This window comes from Psychromarinibacter sediminicola, from assembly GCF_029168335.1.
GTDB lineage: Bacteria > Pseudomonadota > Alphaproteobacteria > Rhodobacterales > Rhodobacteraceae > Psychromarinibacter > Psychromarinibacter sediminicola.
Genome location: NZ_JARGYC010000056.1, coordinates 1 through 11,523, shown reverse-complemented (window position 1 = coordinate 11,523; position 11,523 = coordinate 1). Strand labels below are relative to the sequence as shown.

General features: G+C 67.6%; 9 protein-coding genes. 5 read left to right on the top strand and 4 right to left on the bottom strand.

Annotated elements, in window-relative coordinates:
• Positions 1 to 59: 59 nt before the first annotated feature.
• Positions 60 to 1,805 (bottom strand): alpha-amylase family glycosyl hydrolase, encoded by a 1,746-nt coding sequence (locus tag P1J78_RS17910; protein WP_275568750.1) that lies wholly within the window; start codon positions 1,803 to 1,805, stop codon positions 60 to 62.
• Positions 1,806 to 2,141: 336 nt separating this feature from the next.
• Here P1J78_RS17910 and P1J78_RS17905 point away from each other — a divergent pair, with 336 nt between their 5' ends.
• The 4 genes from P1J78_RS17905 (at position 2,142) to P1J78_RS17890 (ending at position 6,967) form a co-directional block, all read left to right on the top strand.
• Complete coding sequence (locus P1J78_RS17905) at positions 2,142 to 2,354, top strand: YgaP family membrane protein (protein WP_275568749.1); 213 nt, start codon at positions 2,142 to 2,144, stop codon at positions 2,352 to 2,354.
• Positions 2,355 to 2,418: 64 nt separating this feature from the next.
• On the top strand, positions 2,419 to 3,303 hold the full coding sequence (locus P1J78_RS17900) for an MBL fold metallo-hydrolase (protein ID WP_275568748.1): 885 nt from the start codon (positions 2,419 to 2,421) through the stop codon (positions 3,301 to 3,303).
• Between the two features lie 156 nt (positions 3,304 to 3,459).
• Entirely contained in the window at positions 3,460 to 5,139 is a 1,680-nt protein-coding gene (locus tag P1J78_RS17895) for a bifunctional protein tyrosine phosphatase family protein/NAD(P)/FAD-dependent oxidoreductase (RefSeq protein ID WP_275568747.1), read from the top strand.
• Between the two features lie 88 nt (positions 5,140 to 5,227).
• The gene (locus P1J78_RS17890; RefSeq protein WP_275568746.1) at positions 5,228 to 6,967 is read left to right on the top strand and encodes a SulP family inorganic anion transporter; all 1,740 of its coding nucleotides are present in this window, start codon (positions 5,228 to 5,230) and stop codon (positions 6,965 to 6,967) included.
• A gap of 120 nt (positions 6,968 to 7,087) precedes the next feature.
• Here the strand turns inward: P1J78_RS17890 and P1J78_RS17885 are convergent, their stop codons facing one another.
• Positions 7,088 to 7,903 (bottom strand): metallophosphoesterase family protein, encoded by an 816-nt coding sequence (locus P1J78_RS17885; RefSeq protein WP_275568745.1) that lies wholly within the window; start codon positions 7,901 to 7,903, stop codon positions 7,088 to 7,090.
• Positions 7,903 to 8,826 (bottom strand): diacylglycerol/lipid kinase family protein, encoded by a 924-nt coding sequence (locus tag P1J78_RS17880; RefSeq protein ID WP_275568772.1) that lies wholly within the window; start codon positions 8,824 to 8,826, stop codon positions 7,903 to 7,905. The genes P1J78_RS17885 and P1J78_RS17880 overlap by 1 nt, the downstream gene beginning before the upstream one ends.
• A 186-nt stretch (positions 8,827 to 9,012) precedes the next feature.
• Between P1J78_RS17880 and P1J78_RS17875 the strand changes: the two genes are divergently transcribed.
• Positions 9,013 to 10,332 (top strand): glycine cleavage T C-terminal barrel domain-containing protein, encoded by a 1,320-nt coding sequence (locus P1J78_RS17875; RefSeq protein ID WP_275568744.1) that lies wholly within the window; start codon positions 9,013 to 9,015, stop codon positions 10,330 to 10,332.
• A 166-nt stretch (positions 10,333 to 10,498) separates the two neighbouring features.
• On the opposite strand, the gene P1J78_RS17870 is transcribed toward P1J78_RS17875, so the two are convergent.
• Positions 10,499 to 11,062, bottom strand: a complete 564-nt coding sequence (locus P1J78_RS17870) for a contact-dependent growth inhibition system immunity protein (protein ID WP_275568743.1) — start codon at positions 11,060 to 11,062, stop codon at positions 10,499 to 10,501.
• Between the last annotated feature and the right edge of the window lie 461 nt (positions 11,063 to 11,523).

Genomic DNA, 11,523 nt, shown 5'->3' with positions numbered 1-11,523 from the left:
CGAGCGAATGTAATCTACATTAATATCAATGACTTATCGGTGCGAGCCGCGCTGACCCCCTAGTGATAATTCGTGATCCACCGGCACTGATACGGCGCCAGGCTGACCATGTCGGTCTCCGGCGTCACCTTCTCGCCGGACAGCAGATCGACCCAGCCCTCGTCGGCGATCAGGTTCAGCGACGAGGCCGGCACCTCCACCGTCTCCGCGCTGACATTGTGCAGCGCGAAGATCGACTGCGCCCGGTCCAGCGACTGCCGCCAGACCCCGAAGACCCGGTCGTCCAAAGGCAGCGTGAACTGCGTCGCGTTCGGATGAAACGCCGGCTGCCGGGCGCGCAGCCGCAGCCGCTCGGTCAGCGACAGCATCACCCGCGCCTGATCGGTCTCGGGGTTCGCCAGCCGCGCCCGCAGCGTCGGATAGTCCCAGCGATGCCGGTTGATCGCCCGGTTCATCCCGCGCCGCTCCACCGCGTCCAGATCGTTCGGCGTGGCCAGCATCGAGTGGATGTAGAAGGCCGGAACGCCTTCCAGCGACATCACGATGGTCTGCGAGCAGACGAACCGCGCGATCTGCCGCCCGTCCGCGCCCTCGAAGGTCCGCTCCATCGCCGAGAAATACGAGGTGTTCAACTCGTAGACCGACTGACCCCCGTCCGGCAGCGCCCGCATTGACACCAGCCCGCCCGAGCCCTGCACCGTCTCGATCATCCGCGCGATCTCCGGCTCGGGCAGCAGCCCCTCGGCCGGCCGCATCCCCACGCCGTCATGGCTCGCGGTGAAGTTCAGATAGGCGCAGCCCAGGGGCGCCGGCGGCATCGCCCGGGCCCAGGCGCCCAGGTATTTCGACGACCCCGACAGCAGCGCATAGAGGATCAGCGGCGGCAGCGGGAAGTTGTAGATCGAATGCGCCTCGTTGCGCTTGCCGAAATACGACAGGTTCTCGGCCTTCGGCACGTTCGTCTCGGTCAACAGCACCAGAGGCTCCGCCGAATAATCCGCCAGAAGCCGCAGAAGCTGCACGATCGCGTGGGTCTGCGGCATGTGGATCGACTTGGTCCCCGGCTCCTTCCAGATGAAGGCCACCGCGTCCAGCCGCAGGATTCGCACCCCCATATCCACATGCAGCCGGATGATCCGCAGGATCTCCAGCAGCACTTCCGGGTTGGCGAAGTTCAGGTCGATCTGGTCGTGGCTGAAGGTACACCAGACATGTTTGGTGCCCCCGACCGTCTCCACCTCCTGCAGAAGCGGCGTGGTGCGCGGGCGGACGACGGCGGACAGGTCGTCCTCGGGCGAGGCCTCGTAGAAGAACCGGTCATAGGGTTTCCTGCCCTGCCGGTAGGCGTTGAACCAGGTGCCCTGGCTGGAGACGTGGTTCAGCACCATGTCCGACATCAGGTGGAACGACCGGCCGATCCGGCTGATATCGGGCCAGTCGCCGAGCGCGGGGTTCACCTTGCGATAGTCCGTGACCGCGAACCCGTCATCCGAGGTGAAGGGAAAGAACGGCAGGATATGCACCCCGTTCACCGCTCCGCGCATGTGGTTCGTCAGGAAGTCGTGCAACAGGTCCAGCGGTTTGTGGACCCCGTCGAGGATCGTGTCGCCATAGGTCACCAGCACCGCGTCGCGCTGCGACCAGAGCGAATTGCCCGGCTTGCGCGGCAGCTTGCGCGGGCCGGCCTCGCCGGGCCAGTAGGCTTCCGCCACCCGCGTCGCCAGCGCCGCAGTATCCGCGTCGGGATAGATTCGGTCGAGCAGCGCAGCCACGCGCGCGGTCAGGGACGGCGGAAAAGTCGGCATGTCTCCGGTGTCACCCCGGTTGGAAACGAACCCCGCGCGGCCGGGACCGGCCGCACGTGTCCTTCGTTTAGGCCCGTCGCCACAAGAGATTCAACGGCTTCGCACCTTATTGCCGGGATTTTGCGCCCGTTCCGGCCCCGCAGGCGCCGCGCGCCCGTCCTTCGACGAGAATTTGGGCAGACGCGGGCCACTTGCGCCGGATCAAGGTGCGCGGCGGCGTGCCGCAGTACGAGACCGCGGAGGGGGTAGTAATCGCAGTAACATTCACCTATTTGAATGTGACTGACCGGATCCGGCCCAAAACGGGACCGGCCGCAGCGAAAAAGGAGGCTCGCGATGGCGACCAATGTCGGAACGATAGACCGCATCCTGCGCGCGGTCCTGGGACTGGTTCTTCTGTATCTGGCCTTCTTCAGCGGCCTGCCCGCGCTGGAGGCGGGGGCGCTGAAATGGATCGCCGCGATCCTCGGTGTCGTCATGCTCGTCACGTCGGCCGTCCGTATCTGCCCGATCTATGCGATCTTCGGCCTCAAGACCTGCCGGAGCTGACCGGCACCGAATTCACATCCTGGCCAGGGACTGGATCCCGGCCGTCTCGAAACGGAGAGAAAACATGACCGACTATCCCGTCAACATGGACATCAAGCCAGAGGTCGAAGCGTTCTTCGACCCCGCGACCAACACCATCAGCTACATCGTGACGGATCCGACCTCGAACGCCTGCGCGATTGTCGACAGCGTGATGGACATCGACTATGCCGCCGGCCGGATCACCTATGATCACGCCGACGAGCTGATCCGCACCATCCAGGAGCGCGGCTGCAAACTGGAGTGGATCATCGAGACCCACGTCCACGCCGACCACCTGTCGGCCGCGCCCTACATCCAGGAGAAGCTGGGCGGCAAGATCGGCATCGGCGCGAAGATCCTCGTGGTGCAGGACACCTTCGGCAAGATCTTCAACGAGGGCACCGAGTTCCAGCGCGACGGCTCGCAGTTCGACGCCCTGTTCGAGGACGGCGACACCTATCAGATCGGCAACATGACGGCCTTCGCCATGTACACGCCGGGCCACACGCCGGCCTGCATGACCCATGTCATCGGCGACGCGGCCTTCGTGGGCGACACGCTGTTCATGCCCGACGGCGGCTCGGCGCGCGCCGACTTCCCGGGCGGGGATGCGGAGACGCTGTATGACTCGATCATGAAGGTGCTGGCGCTGCCCGACGAGACCCGGCTGTTCATGTGCCACGACTACGGGCCGAACGGCCGCGACATCCAGTGGGAAACCACCGTCGGCGACGAGAAGGCGCACAACATCCATGTCGGCGCCGGCAAGACGAAGGAAGAGTTCGTCAAGATGCGCACCGAGCGCGACGCGACGCTCGACATGCCCAAGCTGATCATCCCGTCGCTGCAGGTGAACATGCGCGCCGGCGAGGTGCCGACCGACAAGGACGGCAACCCGATGCTGAAAGTGCCGGTCAACGGGCTGTAAGCCGCAGACAGGAATTGGGCCGCCCCGTCCCCGGGGCGGTCCGCCCGGCGCCCGCGCGCCCCGGCGCCGCCCGGCATTTGCCCGAGCGGGCCGGGACCGGCCCGATCACCCCAAACGGAAATCGCCCGCCGAGGCGTGGCGCAGGAGGAAACAGACATGGATATCAGGCATATATCGCCCGATCTTGCAGTATCCGGCCAGATCGCCGCGGCGGACGTGGCCGAGCTGAAGGCGAAGGGCTTCCGCTCGGTCGTCTGCAACCGCCCCGACGGCGAGGGCGGCGACCAGCCGAGCTCGGAAGAGATCGCCCGCGCGGCCGAGGCGCAGGGGCTGGAGTTCCGCTACCTGCCGGTCGTCTCGGGCAAGGTGTCGGACGCCGACGCCGCGGCCTTCGGCGAGGCCCTGCGCGAGCTGCCGGGGCCGGTCTTCGCCTATTGCCGCTCGGGCATGCGGTCGTCGACGCTCTGGGCGCTGAGCCAGGCTGGGACCAAGCCGATGACCGAGATCCTCGCCGCGACGCAGGCGGCGGGCTACGACATGCACGGCGTCGCGCGGCGCATCGCCAACGGCGGCAAGACGCCCACGGATACCGGTGACGCCAGCTTCGACGTGGTGATCGTCGGCGCCGGCGCGGCGGGCATCGCCGTGGCCTCCAGCCTTCGGGCGCGTAACGCGGGGCTGAACATCGCCCTGATCGACCCCGCCGACATCCATTACTATCAGCCGGGCTGGACCATGGTCGGCGGCGGCGTGTTCGCGCCGGCCGACACCGCCAAGACCATGGGCTCGCTGATCCCGCGCGGCGTTCACTGGATCAAGGCCGCCGTCGCCGCCTTCGAGCCCGACAACAACGCCGTCATCCTCGACGGCTGCCGGGTCGTCAAATACGACCGCCTGATCGTCTGCCCGGGGCTGAAGCTGAACTGGGACGGCGTCGCGGGGCTGGAAGAGACCCTCGGCCGGAACGGCGTCACGTCGAATTACCGTTACGACCTCGCGCCTTATACGTGGCAGCTCGTGCAGGACATGAAAGCGGGCCGCGCCATCTTCACCCAGCCGCCGATGCCGATCAAATGCGCCGGCGCGCCGCAGAAGGCGCTGTATCTGTCGGGCGACCACTGGGCCCGCGCGGGCGTGCTGAAGGATATCGACATCCAGTTCAACAACGCGGGCGGTGTGCTCTTCGGGGTGAAGGACTATGTCCCGGCACTGGAGAAATATATCGAGAAATACGGCGCCACGCTGAACTTCTTCCACAACCTCGTCGCCATCGACGGGCCGGCGAAGAAGGCCACCTTCGAGGTGAAGAAACCCGACGCCGAGCCGACGACGGTCGAGATGGAGTTCGACATGATCCATGTCGTGCCGCCGCAGGTGGCGCCGGATTTCATCCGCGTCTCGCCGCTGGCCGATGCGGCCGGCTGGGTCGACGTGGACCAGGCGACCCTGCGCCACAAGACCTACGACAATGTCTGGAGCCTCGGCGACGTGATGAACGCGCCCAACGCCAAGACCGCCGCCGCGGCGCGGATGCAGGCGCCGGTGGTGGCCGAGAACGTGGCCGCCGACATCGCCGGCCGCGCGCCGGTGGCGCAGTATAACGGCTATGGCTCCTGCCCGCTGACGGTGGAGCGGGGCAAGATCGTGCTGGCCGAGTTCGGCTATGGCGGCACGCTGCTGCCGAGCTTCCCGAAATTCGTGATCGACGGCACCAAGCCGACCCGCGCGGCCTGGTTCCTGAAGGAGCGTATGCTGCCGCCGATCTACTGGCGCGCGATGCTGCGCGGCAAGGAATGGATGGCCAAGCCCGAGCCACTATCCGTCGCCGCGGAATGACCTCTCTCCGCGCCGTCGGGCGCGGGGCACCTCACGGACGGGCGGGGCGGGATGCGCCGCCCGGGTCCACCAACAAAAGAGCAGACCCATGATCGACACACTCCGCCGTTACATACCCGTTTTCGACTGGGGCGCGGGCTATAACCGCGAGACGTTCTCGAACGACATGATCGCGGCGGTGATCGTCACGATCATGCTGATCCCGCAATCGCTGGCCTACGCGCTGCTGGCGGGCCTGCCGCCCGAGGCCGGCATCTACGCCTCGATCGTGCCCATCATCCTTTACGCCATCTTCGGCACCAGCCGGGCGCTGGCCGTGGGGCCCGTGGCCGTCGTTTCGCTGCTGACCGCCTCGGCCGTGGGGCAGGTGGCCGAGGCCGGCACCGCCGGCTATGCCGTCGCCGCGCTGACGCTGGCGCTATTGTCGGGCGGCTTCCTGCTGGCGCTGGGGTTGTTCCGGCTGGGGTTCCTTGCGAATTTCCTCAGCCATCCGGTCATCGCGGGCTTCATCACCGCCTCCGGCATCCTGATCGCGACCAGCCAGCTCAAGCATATCCTGGGCGTCGAGGCGCACGGCCACACGCTGATCGAGATGGTCGGCTCGCTGCTGTCGCATCTGACGCAGCTGAGCGTCGTCACGCTGATCATCGGCGCCGCCACCACCGCTTTCCTGTTCTGGGTGCGCAAGGGGCTGAAGCCGCGGCTGCTGAAGGCCGGGCTGTCGCCGAAGCTAGCGGATGTCGCCACCAAGGCCGGGCCGGTGGCCGCCGTCGTGGTCACCACGCTCGCCACCTGGGCCTTCGGGCTGTCGGGCTGGGGCAATGTCGCCGTGGTGGGCGAGGTGCCGCAGAGCCTGCCGCCGCTGACCCTGCCGGGCTTTGCGCCCGAGCTGATCCGGCAGCTGGCGATCCCGGCGATCCTGATCTCGATCATCGGCTTCGTGGAGTCGGTCTCGGTCGCCCAGACGCTGGCCGCGAAGAAACGCCAGCGGATCGACCCGAACCAGGAGCTGATCGGGCTGGGCGCGGCCAATATCGGCGCGGCCTTCACCGGCGGCTACCCGGTGACGGGCGGCTTCGCGCGTTCGGTCGTGAATTTCGATGCGGGCGCCGAGACGCCGGCCGCGGGCGCCTTCACCGCCATCGGGCTGGCCATCGCCGCGGTCGCGCTGACGCCGCTGGTCTTCTTCCTGCCGAAGGCGACGCTGGCGGCGACGATCATCGTGGCGGTGCTGAGCCTCGTGGACTTCTCGATCCTGAAGAAGACCTGGGCCTATTCGAAATCCGACTTCGCCGCCGTCACCGCGACGATCCTGCTGACGCTGGGGATGGGGGTGGAGATCGGCGTGGCCTCGGGCGTGGTGCTGTCGGTGCTGCTGCATCTCTACAAGACCTCCGCGCCGCATGTGGCCGAGGTGGGGCTGGTGCCGGGGACCGAGCATTTCCGCAACATCAACCGCCACAAGGTCGAGACCGATCCGACGCTGCTGACCCTGCGGGTGGACGAGAGCCTGTATTTCGTCAACGCGCGGTTCCTGGAGGATCTGGTGCAGGACCGGATCGCGGCGGACTGTCCGATCCGCAACGTGGTGCTGATGTTCCCGGCGGTGAACGAGGTCGACTACTCGGCGCTGGAAAGCCTGGAGGCGATCAATCACCGGCTGACCGATCTGGGGATCGGCTTCCACCTGTCCGAGGTGAAGGGGCCGGTGATGGACCGGCTGAAGGAGACGCATTTCCTGAAGGAGCTGAACGGCAAGGTGTTCCTGTCGCAATACCAGGCCTGGACCGAGTTGACGCAGGACAGCCGGCTGAAGGTGGCGGAGTAGCGCGGCGGCCCCGGAACGACGCCGGATCGAGGCCCGTTTCGCAAAGGATCAAGATCGTCCCGCAACCATTTGTTTCGCGCGCGAAACATTCGGTTAGCGAAGGGTTAATCAACGGACCGGTCAGAGGTCGCGCGCGTCCTCCAGCGACAACCCCTCTGCGCCGCGGCGGAACCACAGCCGGTCTGCCGCGGCGAAGCCCCGCGCGGTGTCGTCATAGACCATCCGGGTGACGCTCAGCCGCTCCGCGTCGATCCCGAGCAGGGCGAAATCGTTGACCTCGCCGCGCAGCCGCGACGACAGCGAGGTGCCGGCATGGACCTGGATCGGCCCGGCGCCGCGGGCGTTGGTCAGGAACGGGCCGGCATGCCACAGGTGCAGATGACCCGACAGGATGACATGGGCGTTGCACTCGGTCAGCCGGGCGAGGCCGCGGGTGGCGTGGCGGGTCGGGCTCTTGTCGATATGCGCGCCCTGTTCGAACGGATGGTGCCCGACGGCGATGTTCAGCCGCTCGGGTGGGCCGGTGCCGAAGGTGGCGCAGAGCCGGGCGATGTCGGCGCTGCGCACCTCGCCGCGCTGGTGGCGGCGCGGATCGACGGTGTTCAGCCCGACCACGGCGACCTGCGCATTCACCAGCTGCGGCGCCAGCGTCTGGCCGATCCACCGGCGATACCTGGCATAGGGGCGCAGCAGGCGCTGGCCGAGATTGTAGAGCGGCACGTCGTGATTGCCGGGCACCGCCAGCCACGGCGCGGGCAGCCGGTCGAGAAAGGCGCGGGCCTCGCGGAACTCGCGGGGGCGGGCGCGCTGGGTCAGATCGCCCGAGACCACGACGAGGTCGGGGACGGCCTCGGCCACGGCCGACAGAAGCGGGGTCAGCACTTCCGGCCGGGCGCGGCCGAAATGCAGGTCGGACAGGTGGACGATGCGTTGCATCAGGGCGCGGTGTCCTTCGGTACGATCACGCGGAGCGCCTGCGGGTCGCTTTCGAACCGGAACGGGCCGCGCAGGCGGGCCAGCTCGCCGTCGCGGACGACATGGTGCCAGGGGCGGCGGGTGTCCAGCACGATCTCGCGGCCGGTGATCAGCTCGAAGTCGCGGCCGCGCTGGATGCCGTTCAGCGCCAGCCGGACGGCCTGCTTGATCAGGTGCCAGCGGCCGGTATCGCGCGAGACGTAGACCGCCAGCAGGCCCGCGCGCACGGCGTCGGCGCCGTCCATGCCGAACTGCTCGATCTGGTAGGCGCTGTTGGCGACGAAGACCAGCGAGCTTTTCAGCCGGCGCTCGTGGCCGTCGACCGTCAGGCGCAGGCGCATCGGGCGGTAGATGCGGACGATGGCGGCGAGGACGGACCAGTAGGCGGCCAGCCGCGAGCGGCCGAACCGGCGGTAGGTCCGCTCGCGCTGGCGGCGGATGCGCGAGTAGATGCCGACGCTGGCATTGTTCAGAAACACCCGGCCGTTGATGCGGCCGAGCGTGACCGGGCGCACGGTGCCCTCGGCAATGGCCTGCAGCGCGGCCTCGGGGTCTTGCGGCACGCCGAGACCGCGGGCGAAGTAGTTGAAGGTGCCGGCCGGCACGACGCCCAGGGCGGTGCCGGTCCCGGCGAGGATCTCGGCCACGGTGGACACGGTGCCGTCGCCGCCCACCGCCACGACCGTGGCGGCGCCCTCGTCGACGGCGCGGCGGGCCATCTGCGCGATGTCGTCGCGGGCGCCCACCATCCGGACGTCGCCGGGGGTCGCGGCGCTGTCGAAGAAGCGCGACACGCTGCCGATCAGCGCGTCGATGTCGTCGCTGCCCGAGCCGGGGTTCACGATCGCGACGGTCCGGCCCTGGCGGGTCCGGTCTGGGGGCATGTCCACGGCGGCGGTCCTTTCGCGCGGGCAGGTCACGGTGACGAACGCCGCCTGGGCCGCGCGGGTTCCGCGGGGCGCCCGGGGCGGTTTGACGACGCCCGACGGCCCTCTACCTGAACCTGCAGGGAGGGGTGGCCGGCCCGACCGCCGGGCGGCAGGCCGCCGGACAGTCAGGGAGGTGTCGTCATGGCCACGCAGGAGCGGCCGCATCCCAACGTGCCGAGCATCGACCAGTCGGACCGGCTGGTGCCCATCAACCTTCGCCAATCCGGCCCGACGCCGGTGCAGATGCTGATCTCCACCCGGGTGCGCAAGTCGCCGTTCTGGGATCTGTCGATCGAGGCGGGCTGCTGGCGGGCGACGGTTTATAACCGCATGTACCACCCGCGCAACTACGTGCGGCCCGAGGACGGCGGGGCGATGGCCGAATACGACGCACTGGTCAACCGGGTGACGCTGTGGAACGTCGCGGTGGAGCGGCAGATCCGCGTGCGCGGGCCGGAGGCGGAGGCCTTCGTGAACCGGGTCGTCACCCGCGACGCGACGAAGATCGCGCCGATGCGCGGCAAATACGTGATCCTGTGCAACGAGTCGGGCGGCATCCTGAACGATCCGGTGCTGTTGCGGCTCGCCGACGACGAGTTCTGGTTCTCGGCCTCCGACAGCGACCTGCAGCTGTGGCTAGAGGGGGTGAATGTCGGGCTGGGCTATGACGTGGACATAGCCGAGATCGACGTGGCGCCGCTGCAGGTGCAGGGGCCGTGGTCGGAGGATTTCATGGCCGACCTGTTCGGCGAGGCGATCCACGACCTGCCGTATTACGGGCTGATGGAGACCGAGCTGGCCGGCTGCCCGGTGGTGGTCAGCCAGACCGGGTTTTCCGGCGAGAAGGGCTATGAGGTCTATGTGCGCGACGCCTCGCTGCATGCTGAGGCGGTGTGGTACGCGCTGCGCGGGCAGGGCGCGCGCTATGGGCTGCGGGTGACGGCGGTGGCGCATCACCGGAGGATCGCGGCGGGGATCCTGTCCTGGGGGCAGGACATGGATATCGAGACCTCGCCGTTCCAGGTGAACCTGGCCTATCAGGTGCCGCGAAAGAAGGAGGCCGACTATATCGGCCGCGCCGCGCTGGAGGCGCAGCGCGCCGAGATCGAGGCCGGGCGCTACCCGTTCCGCCTGAAGCTGGTGGGCCTGGCGATGGGCGGGCAACCGATCACCGACTACGCGCCGGATTTCTGGCTGATCGCGACGCCCGACGGCGCGCGCGTGGGCTATGTGACGTCGCCCTGGTGGTCGCCGGAGCTGGGCTACAACATCGCGCTGGGATACGTGCCGATCGCGCAGACGGAGCTGGGCACGAAGCTCCTGGTCGAGCTGCCCGAGGGCTACAGCGAGGTGTCGGGCCAACCCGTCGCGGCCGAGGTGGTCGAGGTGCCGTTCCGCCCCTCGGCCCATCCCAGCGCGCGCGAGCAGGCCCGCGCCACGGAGCCGGACCGCGCGACCTGAGCGGGGTGTGACACGGTCGCGGTCGGTTCGGCCGCCGCGCTCGGGCCGTGGTCGGAGCGGGAGCATGCTTTGGGGGTAAGTGGCGGAGCGGGCGGGACCGGGATCGGACGTTCTCCAACTTTCCGACGATCAACGACGCGGATCAACGTATATTATTATCAATAACTTACGAATTCCTGCTGATCTCGATAGCCGCCGTGACGGCGTCGCCGAGTTCGGTGTCGGAGATGGACCCGGGCAGTCGTATTGGCTCGTGTCCCCTGATCCCTTCCCAAGCGCCGCGGCCGAGATGACGCAAAGGACTCAGTTCGATCTGTCCATCCTGTAGGGTGACTGCAACACTTCCCACACCGTTGTAGAGAGCCTTGTTGGTTTTCACACCGGCGCGGCGTTTCAGGTCGTTTTCCCGCGCCTTGATCTCGTCTGCAGTCGGCGGGCGCATTACGGTGTCCCATTCGGGATGCTCGGGGGTGATGAAGCGGCTCGCGGCAAGCGCTTCGTGCACCGCCCGACCGAGGTCCTCGCGCGCAGGTTGCGGGTCCAGAAACGCCGCAAAGCCCTTCGGGTCGCCAACCGCCGCACGGTACACGGCGTGCGAGAAGACATGGGTGAATTGCCGGTAGGCATCAACGGTCGCCTCCTTGCTTTCCACCGGTGGCGGCGGCGTTGGCGGCTTCGGTCTCCGCGCGTTCTGGGCCTTCATCTGAGCCAGCGCTTTCTTGAAACTCATTGAACGAACCTCGCGTGAACCTCGATCCCGCGCTCGGACGCATAGTCGATGGCGCACCGGATCTGTATCACTTGCTCTGGCCTGGTGTCGAAAGGGACGGCGCGTTCCGGCCGGCGTTGCCCGATCCGGCCGAGGTCGTCCTTCCAAGGATGCGACTCGGTCCGCGAAAGCGACGGGGATTTCGATGGGGGCGGAGCGGATGGACCCGGATCGCCCTGTGTCGCGACGGATCTGCCGGGCATGGTAGGCCCGGAGGGGCTTCAAGCATTCCGATTTTCCCTTGGATTTCAAGTCTGGAGTGTCCCGCGATGGTCGCCGTAGGTGGTCAATGACGTCAATGGGTTAAGGCAAAGGTGTCCCGCCCTTTGAACCGCCCCGGGTTTACCGGAGAGCAGAAAGCTCGAAGGATACCTGTGATGAGCAAGAGATCTTACACCCCGTCCTACCCGGCCGAGCTGCGT